Source organism: Bacillus cereus group sp. MYBK245-2 (assembly GCF_051916145.1).
Taxonomy (GTDB): domain Bacteria; phylum Bacillota; class Bacilli; order Bacillales; family Bacillaceae_G; genus Bacillus_A; species Bacillus_A pacificus.
Genome location: NZ_JBQAGB010000018.1, coordinates 85,318 through 100,602 on the forward strand (window position 1 = coordinate 85,318; position 15,285 = coordinate 100,602).

Consider the following 15,285-nt stretch of genomic DNA (forward strand, 5'->3'; position numbering starts at 1 on the left):
ACATTCTCCTCTCTTATTATCTTGCTTATTTCATTATACAGAGAGTTTGGTTGAATTTTAAAACATAACTTGCCATGTAACGAAATATGTTGAAAGTAGAGAGGAGAGGATAAGATGGAAGATCAAGGCGTACTAGCAGGTTTCTTTGCTCTTAGTTTTGCGTTTATTCTTGTTATCATAATTTGGGCAATTATTTCGTATTTGTTAACGGCTTTTGCACTGTATACGATGGCGAAAAATGATGGTGCAACGGATGGGGTTCTTGCTTTTATTCCTTTTATAAATAGTAAAACGTGGGGCGATTTAGCAAAAGATAAATTACCAGATTTCTTGAAAGAAGAAGCAGGATGGAAAGTATTCGGCATATATGTCGCGTGTTTCATTTTTAATTTCGTACCAATTATAAGTATACTAGCAACAGCTGTATCGATTGTGTTGTCCATTTATCTCATCTACGCTATCTTAGACAGATATGGAACGAACTCTATATTATTTACAATTATTCATGTCATCACATTTTCGGTGTTCTTGCCGATTCACTTGTTCATTATTCGAAATGAGCCGGTGAGGTATAACGAGTAGCATATGTAATATTTGAGATAGAAAAAGCGCCCTGAAAGCAGGGCGCTTTTTGTGCTACATAAGGTAGCGTACATAAATATAAATATGAGAAATGATTAATGAAACGATCATAATTGGGAAACCGACTTTTAAGAAGTCCATGTAGCTAAATTTATGTCCTTCTCGGCTTGCGATACCTGCAACGATTACGTTAGCAGAAGCGCCGATTAATGTTCCGTTTCCGCCTAGACAAGCACCTAATGCTAATGCCCACCATAATACGTCGATTTGTGCGTCAGCAGGTGATAAACCTAATCCGACAGCCATATCGTTAATGAGAGGAATCATTGTTGCAACGAATGGAATGTTATCAATTGTTGCAGAGGCGATACCAGATACCCATAAAATAAGGATAGATGCGTAAGAAATATCTCCGCCTGTTATGCCAATTACTTTTTGAGCTAACATTTTAATAAGACCGATATCGATAAGTCCTCCAACGAGTACGAATAGTCCTGCGAAGAAGAAGATTGTTACCCATTCTACACTTGCGAATACTTCTTCAATTTCATGTTCTTTCACACCGATTAACATAAGTACAGTAGCACCAGTTAAAGCGATGATAGCTGCATCAACGTGGAAAATGGAATGAGTCATGAAACCTACAATTGTAAGTCCAAGTACTGTTAAAGATTTTTTCATTAATACTGGATCTTTAATATATTGCTTTTCATCTAAACTCATTAATTTTTTAACTTGTACAGGATCAGCGATTAATTGTTTGCGGTACATGAAGTAAAGTATTGTCGCTGTCACACCAATGATAATAATTACGATTGGCGCTAAGTTTAGTAAGAAAGCATTGAAATCTAAATGCTTATTGGCAGAACCAATCATAATGTTAGGTGGATCACCAATTAATGTTGCTGTTCCCCCGATGTTTGAAAAAATAATTTCAGAAAGTAAATAGGGGACAGGATTTACTTGCAGTATGCGCGTAATAGATAAAGTAACTGGAACAACAAGAAGTACAGTTGTAACGTTATCTAAAAACGCGGAACCAAGTGCAGTAAGTAAGGAAAGTGAAATTAAAATTTTAATTGGATTTCCTTGCGCTCCTTTTGCTGCTTTAATGGCAACGTATTGGAAGACGCCCGATTTACTCGTAATGTTCACCAAAATCATCATACCGATGAGTAGTGTAATCGTTCCCCATTCAATATGTTTCGTAAAGGCATTGTGTAAATCAACAACCCCCATAATTACCATGAGTGCTGCACCAAGAAGTGCGATGACAGCGCGATTAATTTTTTCAGAAATAATAATAGCATATGTAATTAAAAAGACTGCGATAGCAAAATAATACTGCCAGTTTGCGAGCTCTTGCGTTGTTTCGTGCAAAACTCTCATCTCCTTTCATTCACTTTTCTTAGTGTGTCAAAAATTAACTAGATGAAACACACATAACGTCATTATAAAGTAGAAAAATGTCGGATGTAAATGAAAGGGCTTATTTTGTTATATTTTCTGCAAAGGTTACTTTTTCTTATTTTTAAAAATATTTGCGGGCATTTGACATATATATAAGATACATCCAATCTGAATATTTAAAATGGAATTAGCATTCGAGCTTGTTCGTGTAGGAGTGTCAAATAGAAAGGAATGACAAAGATGATAAGGAAGGGATCGTATGAATGAACAACAATTTTTATTTTTGGATTTTGAGTTTACGATGCCCCAGCACAGAAAAAAACCAAAAGGATTTTTCCCGGAGATTATTGAGGTAGGACTCGTTTCGGTTGTTGGCTGTAAGGTAGAAGATACGTATTCAGCTCATGTTAGGCCGAAAACTTTTCCATCTTTAACCGATCGATGTAAGAAATTTTTAGGGATTAAACAAGAAGTCGTAGATAAAGGAATTTCGTTTCCAGAACTCGTTGAAAAACTTGCAGAATATGAAAAGAGATGTAAACCGACCATTGTTACGTGGGGAAATATGGATATGAAAGTGTTGAAGCATAATTGTGAAAAAGCGGGAGTAGATTTTCCTTTCCAAGGACAGTGTCGTGATTTATCACTTGAGTATAAGAAGTTTTTTGGTGAGAGAAATCAAACAGGACTGTGGAAAGCAATTGAGGCGTATGGAAAAGTAGGGACGGGTAAGCATCATTGTGCGCTAGATGATGCGATGACGACGTATAATATTTTTAAGTTAGTAGAAAAAGATAAAGAGTATTTAGTGAAACCAGCACCTCCAACATTAGGGGAACTCGTTGATTTTTCAAAAGTGTTAAAGAAAGTGAGTACACAGTAACGACCAAATTGCACAGTATGTAATTTGGTCGTTTTGTTTTTTTAAAGTTTGTAGTCTTTTTTTAATTGCTCTAATGTTTCTAGACTACGAACTGCAAAAGGTGAATCATCTTCAGAAAATGAATTCATTTGAGTTTCTAATGCTAATTTGAGTGAATCTGTATAATCTGGAATTTCTCCTTCATACTTCTTTACCATTTGCTCTGGAATGTTCGTCTGTTCACGAAAAGCTAAAGCACGTCTTTCGTGGAAAAATGGTACGTCAGCTTGTTTTACGTTATGTAAGTCACCTTGCACCGGATGTTTTAAAACAGCTAATACTTTTACGACGTAACTGCCAGGGCGGCTATTTGTAACTTCGCCAATGTATTTTCCCGTTTTATAAATACCAGTAACGATTTCGCCAATTTCAAATGTTTCTCTCATATTTTTCACCTCAAGTTTATAGTAAGGAAAGTAGGAGAAGGAGTCAAAGAAATCATTCGCGTTCGGAATGCCCCCTTGAGAATGTGGATAGGTTCCACTATAATTTAAGTTAATATAACAGAAAATTCTGATGTTTTGCGAATCCTATAATAAGGAGTGATTTATATGATGCCATTATATTTTCCGGAAGATAAAACAGAATATATTATTCCAGGGATTGTTTGCGTTCTATTCATCATTGGTGCGGTTGCCACGTGGCGTATGTTCATTCGTGTATCAAAACGAGAAGCAGATCGATTACAGAAAGTTGAAGAAAAGCTGTTAGCTGAAAAGAAACAGTAACTCATTTTTGTATGTTTCTCTCTATGCTCGGACAATCTAAGGGCAGAATGTATTTTGGAGGGAATAAAATGAAAAAACGGCTTTTTTTCAGTTGTTGTTTACTATTTCTGATGGCAGGTTGTGACCAAGGAAAGCCGAAAGAAATTGACGTGAAATTACATAATGCTTCAGGTGATGAAGTGGGGACTGCGAAAGTAGTGCAGCAAACAAGCGGAGTAAAAATTAAGATTAAAGGGGAAGGGTTCACACCTGGCCCACACGGCATACATGTACATGAAATTGGTGAGTGTAAAGCACCGCGTTTTGAATCATCTGGGAATCATTTTAACCCTGATAATAAAAAGCATGGACTCCTTAATCCGAAGGGTGCAGAAAACGGTGATTTACCGAACGTAATTGCAGACGGTTCCGGGAAAATTAAAGCAGAAATTGATGCGCCACATATAACGCTTGAAGAAGGGAAAACGACGATTCATAGAAAAGATGGAGCGTCTATTATTATTACAGAAAATGCTGATGATGGTATGACACAACCGACAGGTAAATCAGGTGATCGAATTGCTTGTGGTGTTATTGTAAAAAAAGCGTCGGATATGAAGAAAAAATAAAAGCTACCGTGCGCGGTAGCTTTTATGTGTAGTGTAAGTGAAAATATATCGGCGATTATTGGGATATATCGACCGTAACTCAAAATATATCGGCGATTATTGGGATATATCGACTGTAAGTGAAAATATATCGGCGATTATTGGGATATATCGACTGTAACTTAAAATATATCGGCGATTTTTAAAATATATCGACTTACCGACAAAATATGACAAAGGAGGCTGTCCCAAATAGCCTCCTTTCTTATTATGAAAATGTATGGCGCAGCCTATTTAAAATTTCTTCTAAAACAGACCTTGGACAGCCGATGTTAATTCGAATATGTTCTTCGCCGCCTAATCCGTATTTTTCACCAGGTTCAACGATAATTTTTCCTTTTTCCTCAAGCAATGTAGTGCGCTCATCTTGAGAAAGCTGTAGGCGAGAGCAATCAATCCATAATAAAAAGCTACCTTCTGGCTTCGTTACGGAAAGAGCAGGTATGTGATCTTTCATATATTCACAAGCGAACTTAGCGTTATCTTCTATATATAATCGAATTTCATTTAGCCAATCGTTACATTCTGTATAGGCACTTACCATCGCTGTATAGGCAAATGTATTTAATCCGTGAAAGCCTTGTCTATATTGGATAGATGTAAAAGCTTGACGGAGTTTTTCATTTGGAATGATAATAATCGATGCTTGTAATCCAGCGATATTAAATGTTTTACTTGGAGCCATACAAGTTATCGTGCGCGCTGCTAGTTCTTCAGATAAAGAAGCGAACGGTGTATGTGTATGATTTGCATAAATAATATCGGAATGAATTTCATCTGCGACAACGATTACATTATATTTTGTACATAAAGATCCAAGCTTTGTTAATTCCTCTTTCGTCCAAACACGCCCTATCGGGTTGTGAGGACTGCAAAGAAGCATAAGTTTGACGCCTTGTTGAAATTGCTTTTCTAAATGTTCGAAATCTATCGCATATGTATCATTGTGTTTCTGTAATGGACTTACGCATAATTGTCTATTGTTTGTTGTGACCATTTCGAAAAATGGGGGATAAATAGGTGGTTGTACGAGAACGGATTCGTTTTCCTTTGTGAAGGCCTGTATGCTCGCACTAAGAGCTGGAACGATTCCGGCGCTAAAGACAATCCATTCTTTTTGAATATCCCAGTTGTACTGTTTTTTTGTCCAGTTACAAATAATATCGCCAATATTTTCGGGAGGAAGTGTATAGCCGAAAATAGGATGCTCGATACGTTGCTTTAAAGCAGTTTGAATTGGTTGAGGTACTTCAAAATCCATATCAGCAATCCACGCGTGGATAAGTTCTTCGTTTTTATATGTATCCCATTTTGTACTATGAGTTCCACGGCGATTGACTGCTTTATGAAATAGTTGCATAAGTTTGCTCCCTTCTTCTGTAAAACCGTTAAGTTATGAAAGTTCTCTCTCTTCTTATAGAATAGCTGATGTGATAGGATAAAGAAAAGTATTAAAAAGTGAAAAGGCGGGAAGCGAATGGGTACATATGAAAAGATGATAGAGGTTGTGAAGAATTGGGATCCGTTTCAAATGGGACCGGAGTTTTATGAAACAGAAGCGAGCGATGTTGTGAACGTCGCAAGTGTGTTTGATGATTCAAAATACATCGCAAAGAAGATTCAACATATATACTTTATGTCTTTTGAGGAAGTACCTGCGCTTGAAAAATGTGAGAAGTTAGCTGTGGAATTACTTGTAATAAAAGAAGGCGGAAGTTGTTCATTGTAGGCTGTCGGAATTTCCGACAGCCTTTTTGATATTATTGCGCAGAAAAAGCGATAATTTCTTCATAAACATGTTCCGGTTTTTCTTCAGGTAGTAAATGCCCTGTATTTTCATAAGAAATAAATTTCGAATTCGGTAAATCTTTGTGCAGACGATGACCTACATGTACAGGGACGACCCGATCTTTTTCACCCCAAATGAGTAGAGTAGGTGTTTCGATTTTTTGTAATTCAGTTGAAGATAAGTCACCTTCACGATCTCGTATCATACGAGTTAAAGCGGGGAATATACGGTTGTCATAAAAAGGAGCAGAGTAACCTGCCTTCATTTCATCGTCAATTAATGAATGATCATGAACGACATTCATTAAGTTATGAACAATGCCGCGCCGTATAATCCAATTCTTTACGTATAAATGAAAGAACGGTAAATAAGAAGAGTACAGTAAAGGTAAAGTTGCGCGTGCTAAATAGCTCGAGCTACATAGTAAAATTGTCTTTGAAATTAATTCAGGACGTATACGGTTTACGTAAAGTGAAATTTGGCCGCCCATAGAATGTCCAACTAACACAATGTTTGAGAGAGATAAGTGTTCAATTAAATCGATTATAATCGTTGCTAAATTATGATAAGAATACTTAAATAGATGAGACTTATCACTCTTTCCGAACGGTGGTAAATCAAGAGCAATGACTGTTCCTTCTTTCGATAATAAAGGAATAAGACGGCGGTAGCTGAATGAGGAAGATAAAAAACCGTGAACGAGTACGAAAGTAGGACGTTCTGTTTTATTGTCATGTTCATACAATTCGTAATGAACAGTAGTGCCGCGAGTGGAAAAAGTGAAATAAGGACAAGTAGATTCGTGATTCATTTTTTGTCACTCCATTGATTTTTGTTCATATCATTTCCAAGGCAGAAAAAAATATGTTAACAAAAAAAGGCAAGATGACGATGTCATCTTGCCTTTCGTATATTCAGTATTACCCGCGAACAATATTAGGTGGTGTTTTTCCTTGTAACGCTGCAACTAAATTTTCAGCGGCGGTCATAGCCATTTGTTGCCTAGTTTTTAATGTTGCAGATCCGATATGTGGTAAGGTCACAACATTTTGTAATGATAAGAGCGGATTATCTTTTTGAATCGGCTCTTGTGTAAAAGTATCGATGCCTGCTGCAAAGATTTTCTTTTCTGTTAACGCATGAATTAACGCTTCTTCATCTACTGTTTTCCCGCGAGAAGCATTAATGAAGATAGCTGTTTCTTTCATGAATGAAAATTCCTTTTCTCCGATAAGATGGTACGTTTCATCTGTTAATGGAGTAAGAAGAACGATAAAGTCAGACTGTTTGAGTAGCGTCTGTAAATCACAATATGTAGCATCGAATTTTTGTTCAGCTTCTTCTTTTCGGCGACGGTTATAATAAAGAACATCCATATCAAATCCGAATTTCGCTCGTTTTGCAACAGCTTCACCAATTCGGCCCATACCGATAATGCCGATTGTACTATGGTGTACATCTAGCCCAAAGTGCTCTTTTCCAATTTCCGCATTCCATTTACCATTTTTTACGTAGGAGTCGAGTTCACAAACACGACGACCAGCAGATAACATAAGAGCAAAAACGAGGTCAGCTACTGTATCATCTAGTACGTAAGGTGTATTTGTTCCGAGGACATTGCGCTTTTCCATCGCTTGTAAATCAAAATTATCGTAACCGACAGAAATGTTGCTTACTACTTTTAAGTTAGGAGCCGCCTCCAATAATTCTTCATTAATAGCAGATCCGAAATTTAATAAACCATCTTTATCTTGTATTTTCTCTAGTAGAACATCACGAGGTACCTTCTCATTTTGCTCCCATTTTTCATAATCACAGTGTTCTGATAAATAGTTTTCTACAAATGTTGGAACTGGTTCAGCAATATAAACTTTTGGTTTCACGGTTCCATCCCCTTTCGCTTTATCACGCATTTATCCGCTGATTAAAGTTTCACTTTACCCCGCTTTAACGAGCAGTAAGACTCCCACCTAAAAAGAAGGTTGAGACAAAGAAGCGAGGTGGGAGATCAACTGCTCGTAAAAGCCCGATTGGTGCGGGCTAATAATCAGCGTGGTGAAGTATTCCACTGATTAAAGTTTCACTTTATTTTGACATAATTCACTAAAAAAATCTTCTTTTCAAACTGGAAAGGCTATTTGTATAATTTAGACACAAACGAAAAGGAAGGATGATTTATATGGTGACAGAAAAGGAATTAGAATTATTAGCTTGTCTTGAAAAAAGTAGTCGATTATCTGTAGATACATTAGCGAAGCTGTTAAATATAGAAGTAGAAGAAGTAAAGAAAATGGTTGAAAAATTAGAAGCGGAAAAGATTATTGTGGATTATGTAACACATATCGATTGGACGAAGGTGAAAGAACATACAGGTTTAACGGCAATGATTGATGTGAAAGTTACGCCAAAGCACGGCGTTGGGTTCGATGCGGTTGCGGAACAAATTTATCGTTATTCAGAAGTAAAGTCTGTGTATTTAATGTCAGGGACATACGATCTTTCTATTACGTTAGAAGGAAAGACAATGGGAGAAGTAGCGATGTTTGTTTCTGAGAAATTAGCAACAATTGAATCTGTCGTTTCTACGACAACACATTTCATTTTGAAGAAGTATAAACATGAGGGAATTATTTATGAAAAAAACGATGATGATAAGCGAATTGTGGTGACACCATGAAGCAATTTGAACTATCTAGAGCGGCAGAATCGTTACAACCATCTGGTATTCGAAAGTTTTTCGATTTAGCAGCTAATATGAAAGGTGTTATATCTCTTGGGGTAGGGGAGCCTGACTTTGTTACACCTTGGAACGTGAGGCAAGCATGTATTCGTTCTTTAGAACAAGGATATACGTCATATACAGCAAATGCAGGATTATTGGAGCTCCGTCAAGAAATAGCAAAGTATCTAAAAAAACAATTTGCAGTTTCTTATGATCCAAACGATGAAATCATTGTTACAGTTGGAGCAAGTCAGGCGTTAGATGTAGCGATGCGCGCCATTATAAATCCTGATGACGAAGTACTTATTATTGAGCCAAGTTTCGTTTCTTATGCCCCACTTGTGACATTAGCTGGAGGCGTTCCAGTTCCTGTGGCGACTACTTTAGAAAATGAATTTAAAGTACAACCAGAACAAATTGAAGCAGCTATTACAGCGAAGACAAAGGCAATTTTACTTTGTTCACCAAATAACCCAACAGGTGCAATGTTAAACAAGTCCGAGCTTGAAGAAATAGCAGTGATTGTTGAGAAGTACAATTTAATCGTATTATCTGATGAAATTTATGCAGAACTTGTATACGACGAAGCATATACAAGTTTCGCGAGTATTAAAAATATGCGCGAGCATACGATTTTAATCTCAGGATTTTCAAAAGGATTTGCAATGACAGGATGGCGTCTTGGTATGATTGCAGCTCCTGTTCATTTTTCAGAATTAATGCTCAAAATTCATCAATATTCTATGATGTGTGCACCGACGATGTCTCAGTTCGCAGCACTTGAAGCGTTACGTGCGGGGAATGATGAAGTAATTCGGATGAGAGATAGTTATAAGAAACGCCGTAATTTTATGACGACATCTTTTAATGACATGGGATTAACGTGTCATGTGCCAGGCGGAGCATTTTATGTCTTTCCTTCCATTTCTTCAACCGGACTATCTTCAGCGGAATTTGCAGAACAGTTATTATTAGAAGAAAAAGTGGCTGTTGTACCTGGAAGTGTATTTGGCGAAAGTGGCGAAGGGTTTATTCGTTGTTCGTATGCAACATCGCTTGAACAGCTTATGGAAGCAATGAAGAGAATGGAGCGGTTTATAGAGAATAAAAAAAGGACAAAACACAATACGTTTTGTCCATAAAAGGGGGGGAATACTAGAAAGCCATGTGTTAGTATTCTATCCTAATATTGGAGAATTATACTTACTTAAGGAAATTTTTTCATGAATTTTGAATGAGCTCTGTCATAGTGGTATAATTTACTAATATAAGGTATGCGTATCTTGAGTTGCTTTACTTAGGGTACGTATTAACTAATCGGATATTTAACAATAAATCATCTGCTTTGCTATCTACAATTGTAGAGAAAATGGTAAACGTATGGGAGTGTTTCATATGTCAGAACAATATACAACAGGAGTGGTTGTAACAGGGAAAGTGACTGGGATTCAAGATTACGGTGCATTTGTAGCGTTAGATGCAGAAACACAAGGACTTGTGCATATATCTGAAATTACAAATGGATATGTAAAGGATATTCATGACTTTTTAAAAGTCGGCGATACAGTAGAAGTAAAAGTACTTTCAATTGATGAAGAACACAGAAAAATGAGTTTATCGTTAAAAGCGGCGAAAAGAAAACAAGGACGGATTCTTATACCGAATCCATCTAAGGACGGATTTAATACGCTGCGAGAAAAGCTAACAGAATGGATTGAAGAGTCCGAGTTAACAAAGTAAAAGAGGAGCGCATATGAGCGTTCCTCTTTTACTTTTTCTTATGATATATATTTGCAAATATGATTGCATGCAATCATATTCGTATGTCGAAGGTGAGTAAGGACATACTGACTAGCGAATTTCGTTCGTTTCTGGGTGAGTACCAAGATTTTCTGATGGTTTAAAGAGTAAACCAAGATTGATCAGCCCAGAAATACCGACGATGCCGTAAATAATACGTGCAAGAGCTGAGTTTTGTCCACCGAAAATGGCTGCCACTAAGTCAAACTGGAAGAACCCGATTAATCCCCAGTTCACAGCGCCAATTACAGTAAAGACTAATGCGATACGTTGCAGTGTACTCATGAAAAAGCCCCCCTTAATTGTGAAGCATGAGCAAGCGATGAGTTAATTAACTCTTTTATAGAATGGTGTAGTTATGTTGTTTTTATACATAAAAAATGTTTGAAACAGGATGTATATACATCTATACCGAAAAATGCGAATTTTTATGCAAAAAATGAACTTTTTTTAAAAAATATATATTGGTTACGTTTACAATTGGCTAATCGCTTGATTTACAACTTCAGTTTCGCTAAAGTGAATACAGAAATACATATCCATAATTGGAGGGAAAAAGATGAGTACACATGTAACGTTCGACTATTCTAAAGCGTTATCCTTCATCGGTGAACATGAAATCACTTATTTACGTGATGCAGTGAAAGTAACACATCACGCAATCCACGAAAAAACTGGAGCTGGGAACGATTTCCTTGGGTGGGTAGACCTTCCGCTTCAATATGACAAAGAAGAATTTGCTCGCATTCAAAAATGCGCAGAAAAAATTAAAAATGACTCTGACATTTTACTTGTTGTAGGTATCGGTGGTTCTTACCTAGGAGCACGTGCAGCAATTGAAATGTTAAACCATTCTTTCTACAACACACTTTCTAAAGAACAACGTAAAACTCCACAAGTGCTATTTGTTGGACAAAACATTAGCTCCACTTACATGAAAGATTTAATGGATGTATTAGAAGGTAAAGACTTCTCTATTAACGTTATTTCCAAATCAGGTACAACAACAGAGCCTGCACTAGCATTCCGTATTTTCCGTAAGTTGTTAGAAGAAAAATATGGAAAAGAAGAAGCTCGCAAACGTATTTATGCAACGACAGATAAAGCGCGTGGTGCATTAAAAACATTAGCTGATAATGAAGGTTACGAAACATTCGTTATTCCAGATGATGTTGGAGGACGTTTCTCTGTATTAACGCCAGTTGGTTTATTACCAATCGCAGTGAGTGGCTTAAATATTGAAGAGATGATGAAAGGTGCAGCTGCTGGTCATGATGACTTCGGAACATCAGAACTAGAAGAAAACCCAGCTTACCAATATGCAGTAGTTCGTAACGCTTTATACAATAAAGGAAAAACAATTGAAATGCTTGTTAACTATGAGCCAGCACTTCAATACTTCGCTGAGTGGTGGAAACAGTTATTTGGTGAAAGTGAAGGAAAAGATCAAAAAGGTATTTTCCCATCTTCAGCAAACTTCTCAACTGACTTACACTCATTAGGTCAATACGTTCAAGAAGGTCGTCGTGACTTATTTGAAACAGTTCTAAAAGTAGGTAAACCTACACATGAACTAACAATCGAATCAGAAGAAAACGATTTAGATGGATTAAATTACCTTGCTGGTGAAACTGTAGACTTCGTAAACACGAAAGCATACGAAGGTACATTACTTGCACATAGCGATGGCGGAGTACCAAACTTAATCGTAAATATTCCTGAATTAAATGAGTACACATTTGGTTACCTTGTATACTTCTTCGAAAAAGCATGTGCGATGAGCGGCTACTTATTAGGCGTAAATCCATTTGACCAACCAGGAGTAGAAGCATACAAGAAAAACATGTTTGCTTTACTTGGCAAACCAGGATTTGAAGAATTAAAAGCAGAATTAGAAGAGCGTTTAAAATAATAAAAAGCGGCCGGATCCGGCCGCTTTTTATTATTTCATCGAAAAGTCCATCAGTATATTCAAACTAGAGTGGGTATGCTAAGGAAAAAGTCTAGGAGGGATGGACTTGATTCCGATTCAATCAAATTTAGAAGGACGTACATATGCGTTATATAAGTTAGAAGAAATCATGAAGCCACTCGGATATAGCATTGGTGGCAATTGGGATTATGATAAAGGATGCTTTGATTATAAAATTGATGAAGAAGATGGCTATCAATTTCTGCGAGTGCCCTTTACAGCAGTGAATGGTGAATTAGATGTGCCAGGCGTAATAGTCCGTCTTGAAACGCCGTATATTCTTTCGCACGTATATCAAGACGAACTAGATGATCATGTAAATACGTTAACAGCCGGCACGAGTGGATTGGATCAATTTGCTGAGCCGAAAGATCCAGATGGAGATGTAAAAAGAAAATATATCAATATTGGGAAAGTGCTCATGCAGGAACTAGAGCGTCATTTTACTAATGGTGAATAACAATGAGTATGTCGCTTTCAATGAGAACAAAAGAATGAACTGGGTTAATCATATATTGTTCGTCGCGCTTTATACCTAGTAAGAGAATGTTTTGCTTTAAAAGAGTATAGCTACAATTTGCAAAACTTTGTCCAGTGCAGGATGGGGGAAGCTCCATCAGTTGTAATTTATTATCAGAGATTTCGTCGTAAAGTGAAAATAGTACACCTGAAATGGAAGGGAATAAAAGAGAAGCGGTAAATACATAGCTCGTTAATTTATTTCCTTCTATAATTTCTGACACGCCAGCTCTCGTTGCATTTTGTATTTGTTCAGAAGTGAGAAGTTCAGCGATGCAGTGAATGTTTGGGTTGAGCCCTTTTGCAGTTAAAATATTTAAAATGGACTGTGTATCCGCTAAGCTTTCGTTTTTTTCTTTATCAGCTGTTATTAATATAGTGTGAGCCGTTGTAATATTAGCTTTTAATAGCGTTTGATCGTGATGGGGGCACCCCTTTATAAATTCTAAATGATGAAATGGTTTTGGAAGTAAAGAAAGTGTTTCATCAATTAAAACGATATCAAGGTTCGGCTGTAATACGTGCATTTGTTTTACAACGTGCTTTGCCCGTTCGTTCCAGCCGACGATAATCATATGACCGTTAGAAGTTGCAGCTTCTTCTCCTTTAATCTTCATATATTGTTTACTAATCATTTCAGTAGCGAACAGCACCATATAATAAGAACAAAATCCGGTTCCTAATAAAATAATACCTATACCGATAAGTTTGCCCATTAGTGTATGAGGGGCAAAGTCACCGTAGCCAACAGTGAAAATGGTAACGATTGACCACCAAACTCCATCAAACCACGTAGTGAAGTGGGATGGTTCTAATCTATGTATAAGAAAGCCGGAAAAAGCAGTAAGTACAATAATAAAGCAAATTAAACGAAAAATAATGGAATCACGAAATGTATCTACTAAATTTGGACGGGATTTCAATTGCCTATTCCTCCTTACTTTGCAAGACTACATTCATTGTTACCATTATAGAAAAAAGAAAAACTCTCTAATTGAAAAGAGAGTTTGTTTTACGTTACATACTTTCCACTTCAGTTTGTTGAACACTTTCAAGATGCTGGAGAGCATAGTAAACATCAGCAGTATGTCTTTTTTGATCGATACATAATTTAAGATGCAAATAGTGAGAACCATTTTCTAACGTTTTAAGTTTCATATTCTTCACTTTTATATCCATTTCTTTTATTTCTTCAATTACAACCGGGATATTGTCCATATTTCGCACAACAAGTTTTACTGCGATATCACGTTGACGAAATGACCTAGGCCCTACAAATTTCATTGTTAACGGTATAAGTTCAACGCTAATCATAAGGAAACACATTCCGAAAATTGCTTCGATATAAAATCCAGCTCCAACAGCAATACCAATACCAGATGCGCCCCAGATCATAGCGGCAGTCGTTAGTCCTGCAATGCTATCGTTTCCTCTTCTTAAAATAACACCAGCACCTAAAAAACCAATCCCTGATACAATTTGAGCGGCAAGTCGAAGTGGATCCATATTCATATGATCAGTATGTGGTAAATTGTAAGCTGCTTTAATAGAAACAATCGTCAGGAGGCAACTAATGATAGAAATAACTAAGCATGTTTTTAAACCAAGGGGTTTCCGTTTTAATTCGCGCTCTAAACCGATGGCGAATCCTAAAATAGCCGAGAGACCTAGTTTAATTAATAAATCGGTATAGTCCATATGTATTCCTCCTTGTATGATATGGTATATGAATAAAACATTTATTATAGAAAGAAATGTTTTTGGGTAGAGTGACTTTATATAGAATATATGTAGGAATCTCTTAGAAATGAAAGGGATATTTCGTTTAAGTATATGATATGAAAAAAGAAATGTAGTTAATTTGAAAAAAGTTTATAAAAGGTGTTGCATTTCATTTTTCACCATGATATATTAATAACCGTCGCTGATGCGGAAACGCAGAAAACGACAAAAAAGAAATTGAAAAACTTAGTTGACATCGAAAAACGAAGATGTTAACATAAGGGAGTCGCAAATGAGCGACCAAGTAGTTCTTTGAAAACTGAACGAAACAAACAACGTGAAACGTCAATTTTTATTTTATGATGCTAGACAAACTAACTTTATTGGAGAGTTTGATCCTGGCTCAGGATGAACGCTGGCGGCGTGCCTAATACATGCAAGTCGAGCGAATGGATTAAGAGCTTGCTCTTAT

At 36.7% G+C, this 15,285-nt stretch carries 18 protein-coding genes and 1 rRNA gene; 11 read left to right on the plus strand and 8 right to left on the minus strand.

Annotated elements, in window-relative coordinates; all coding sequences use genetic code 11:
• Nucleotides 1–114 precede the first annotated feature (114 nt).
• A complete protein-coding gene (locus ACTFRN_RS23665) occupies nt 115–582 on the plus strand; it encodes a hypothetical protein (RefSeq protein WP_000390059.1) in 468 nt (155 codons plus the stop codon).
• A 54-nt stretch (nt 583–636) separates the two neighbouring features.
• Here the strand turns inward: ACTFRN_RS23665 and ACTFRN_RS23670 are convergent, their stop codons facing one another.
• On the minus strand, nt 637–1,962 hold the full coding sequence (locus tag ACTFRN_RS23670) for an ArsB/NhaD family transporter (RefSeq protein ID WP_000545225.1): 1,326 nt from the start codon (nt 1,960–1,962) through the stop codon (nt 637–639).
• A 289-nt stretch (nt 1,963–2,251) separates the two neighbouring features.
• Here ACTFRN_RS23670 and kapD point away from each other — a divergent pair, with 289 nt between their 5' ends.
• Nucleotides 2,252–2,875 (plus strand): 3'-5' exonuclease KapD, encoded by a 624-nt coding sequence (gene kapD / locus ACTFRN_RS23675; RefSeq protein WP_001005369.1) that lies wholly within the window; start codon nt 2,252–2,254, stop codon nt 2,873–2,875.
• A 41-nt stretch (nt 2,876–2,916) separates the two neighbouring features.
• Here kapD and ACTFRN_RS23680 read toward each other — a convergent pair whose 3' ends face one another.
• Nucleotides 2,917–3,300 (minus strand): kinase-associated lipoprotein B, encoded by a 384-nt coding sequence (locus tag ACTFRN_RS23680; protein ID WP_001209341.1) that lies wholly within the window; start codon nt 3,298–3,300, stop codon nt 2,917–2,919.
• A 165-nt stretch (nt 3,301–3,465) separates the two neighbouring features.
• On the opposite strand from ACTFRN_RS23680, the gene ACTFRN_RS23685 reads away from it, so the two are divergent.
• Nucleotides 3,466–3,642, plus strand: a complete 177-nt coding sequence (locus ACTFRN_RS23685) for a hypothetical protein (protein ID WP_000982762.1) — start codon at nt 3,466–3,468, stop codon at nt 3,640–3,642.
• 68 nt (nt 3,643–3,710) lie between these two features.
• Nucleotides 3,711–4,250, plus strand: coding sequence for a superoxide dismutase [Cu-Zn] (gene sodC, locus ACTFRN_RS23690; protein ID WP_000746511.1), 540 nt, complete (start codon nt 3,711–3,713; stop codon nt 4,248–4,250).
• Nucleotides 4,251–4,497: 247 nt separating this feature from the next.
• Here sodC and ACTFRN_RS23695 read toward each other — a convergent pair whose 3' ends face one another.
• Complete coding sequence (locus ACTFRN_RS23695) at nt 4,498–5,649, minus strand: MalY/PatB family protein (RefSeq protein ID WP_049111695.1); 1,152 nt, start codon at nt 5,647–5,649, stop codon at nt 4,498–4,500.
• 117 nt (nt 5,650–5,766) lie between these two features.
• On the opposite strand from ACTFRN_RS23695, the gene ACTFRN_RS23700 reads away from it, so the two are divergent.
• On the plus strand, nt 5,767–6,018 hold the full coding sequence (locus ACTFRN_RS23700) for a YugE family protein (RefSeq protein WP_000537636.1): 252 nt from the start codon (nt 5,767–5,769) through the stop codon (nt 6,016–6,018).
• 31 nt (nt 6,019–6,049) lie between these two features.
• On the opposite strand, the gene ACTFRN_RS23705 is transcribed toward ACTFRN_RS23700, so the two are convergent.
• A complete protein-coding gene (locus tag ACTFRN_RS23705) occupies nt 6,050–6,889 on the minus strand; it encodes an alpha/beta fold hydrolase (protein ID WP_049111697.1) in 840 nt (279 codons plus the stop codon).
• Between the two features lie 109 nt (nt 6,890–6,998).
• Nucleotides 6,999–7,991 (minus strand): 2-hydroxyacid dehydrogenase, encoded by a 993-nt coding sequence (locus ACTFRN_RS23710; protein ID WP_014893446.1) that lies wholly within the window; start codon nt 7,989–7,991, stop codon nt 6,999–7,001.
• A 266-nt stretch (nt 7,992–8,257) separates the two neighbouring features.
• Between ACTFRN_RS23710 and ACTFRN_RS23715 the strand changes: the two genes are divergently transcribed.
• The 3 genes from ACTFRN_RS23715 to yugI all read left to right on the plus strand — a co-directional run bounded on the left by ACTFRN_RS23715 (nt 8,258) and on the right by yugI (nt 10,540).
• Nucleotides 8,258–8,755, plus strand: a complete 498-nt coding sequence (locus ACTFRN_RS23715; protein WP_000255699.1) for an Lrp/AsnC family transcriptional regulator — start codon at nt 8,258–8,260, stop codon at nt 8,753–8,755.
• Nucleotides 8,752–9,942, plus strand: coding sequence for an aminotransferase (locus ACTFRN_RS23720; RefSeq protein ID WP_016718788.1), 1,191 nt, complete (start codon nt 8,752–8,754; stop codon nt 9,940–9,942). Before ACTFRN_RS23715 ends, ACTFRN_RS23720 begins: the two co-directional genes overlap by 4 nt.
• 253 nt (nt 9,943–10,195) lie before the next feature.
• A complete protein-coding gene (gene yugI, locus ACTFRN_RS23725; RefSeq protein ID WP_000003767.1) occupies nt 10,196–10,540 on the plus strand; it encodes a S1 domain-containing post-transcriptional regulator GSP13 in 345 nt (114 codons plus the stop codon).
• Between the two features lie 111 nt (nt 10,541–10,651).
• On the opposite strand, the gene ACTFRN_RS23730 is transcribed toward yugI, so the two are convergent.
• Entirely contained in the window at nt 10,652–10,885 is a 234-nt protein-coding gene (locus ACTFRN_RS23730; protein ID WP_000105788.1) for a DUF378 domain-containing protein, read from the minus strand.
• 274 nt (nt 10,886–11,159) lie between these two features.
• On the opposite strand from ACTFRN_RS23730, the gene ACTFRN_RS23735 reads away from it, so the two are divergent.
• The gene (locus ACTFRN_RS23735) at nt 11,160–12,512 is read left to right on the plus strand and encodes a glucose-6-phosphate isomerase (protein WP_000103652.1); all 1,353 of its coding nucleotides are present in this window, start codon (nt 11,160–11,162) and stop codon (nt 12,510–12,512) included.
• A gap of 106 nt (nt 12,513–12,618) precedes the next feature.
• Nucleotides 12,619–13,032 carry a YugN-like family protein gene (locus ACTFRN_RS23740; RefSeq protein ID WP_000612336.1) on the plus strand — a complete coding sequence of 138 codons (414 nt, stop codon included), beginning with the start codon at nt 12,619–12,621 and terminating at the stop codon, nt 13,030–13,032.
• On the opposite strand, the gene ACTFRN_RS23745 is transcribed toward ACTFRN_RS23740, so the two are convergent.
• Both ACTFRN_RS23745 and ACTFRN_RS23750 read right to left on the minus strand, forming a co-directional pair.
• Entirely contained in the window at nt 13,019–14,014 is a 996-nt protein-coding gene (locus ACTFRN_RS23745; protein WP_014893447.1) for a potassium channel family protein, read from the minus strand. The genes ACTFRN_RS23740 and ACTFRN_RS23745 overlap by 14 nt on opposite strands.
• A gap of 94 nt (nt 14,015–14,108) precedes the next feature.
• Entirely contained in the window at nt 14,109–14,789 is a 681-nt protein-coding gene (locus ACTFRN_RS23750; protein WP_000386681.1) for an MgtC/SapB family protein, read from the minus strand.
• A 404-nt stretch (nt 14,790–15,193) separates the two neighbouring features.
• Between ACTFRN_RS23750 and ACTFRN_RS23755 the strand changes: the two genes are divergently transcribed.
• Nucleotides 15,194–15,285: ribosomal RNA gene (locus ACTFRN_RS23755) — 16S ribosomal RNA — on the plus strand; the annotation flags it as partial.

Excerpts from the sequence above, each read along its gene's own strand:
- sodC (WP_000746511.1), top strand. The coding sequence starts at position 3,711 with ATGAAAAAACGGCTTTTTTTCAGTTGTTGTTTACTATTTCTGATGGCA.
- ACTFRN_RS23750 (WP_000386681.1), bottom strand. The coding sequence starts at position 14,789 with ATGGACTATACCGATTTATTAATTAAACTAGGTCTCTCGGCTATTTTA.
- ACTFRN_RS23700 (WP_000537636.1), top strand. The coding sequence starts at position 5,767 with ATGGGTACATATGAAAAGATGATAGAGGTTGTGAAGAATTGGGATCCG.
- kapD (WP_001005369.1), top strand. The coding sequence starts at position 2,252 with ATGAATGAACAACAATTTTTATTTTTGGATTTTGAGTTTACGATGCCC.
- ACTFRN_RS23685 (WP_000982762.1), top strand. The coding sequence starts at position 3,466 with ATGATGCCATTATATTTTCCGGAAGATAAAACAGAATATATTATTCCA.
- ACTFRN_RS23715 (WP_000255699.1), top strand. The coding sequence starts at position 8,258 with ATGGTGACAGAAAAGGAATTAGAATTATTAGCTTGTCTTGAAAAAAGT.
- ACTFRN_RS23695 (WP_049111695.1), bottom strand. The coding sequence starts at position 5,649 with ATGCAACTATTTCATAAAGCAGTCAATCGCCGTGGAACTCATAGTACA.
- yugI (WP_000003767.1), top strand. The coding sequence starts at position 10,196 with ATGTCAGAACAATATACAACAGGAGTGGTTGTAACAGGGAAAGTGACT.
- ACTFRN_RS23680 (WP_001209341.1), bottom strand. The coding sequence starts at position 3,300 with ATGAGAGAAACATTTGAAATTGGCGAAATCGTTACTGGTATTTATAAA.
- ACTFRN_RS23735 (WP_000103652.1), top strand. The coding sequence starts at position 11,160 with ATGAGTACACATGTAACGTTCGACTATTCTAAAGCGTTATCCTTCATC.
- ACTFRN_RS23710 (WP_014893446.1), bottom strand. The coding sequence starts at position 7,991 with ATGCGTGATAAAGCGAAAGGGGATGGAACCGTGAAACCAAAAGTTTAT.
- ACTFRN_RS23730 (WP_000105788.1), bottom strand. The coding sequence starts at position 10,885 with ATGAGTACACTGCAACGTATCGCATTAGTCTTTACTGTAATTGGCGCT.
- ACTFRN_RS23665 (WP_000390059.1), top strand. The coding sequence starts at position 115 with ATGGAAGATCAAGGCGTACTAGCAGGTTTCTTTGCTCTTAGTTTTGCG.
- ACTFRN_RS23720 (WP_016718788.1), top strand. The coding sequence starts at position 8,752 with ATGAAGCAATTTGAACTATCTAGAGCGGCAGAATCGTTACAACCATCT.
- ACTFRN_RS23705 (WP_049111697.1), bottom strand. The coding sequence starts at position 6,889 with ATGAATCACGAATCTACTTGTCCTTATTTCACTTTTTCCACTCGCGGC.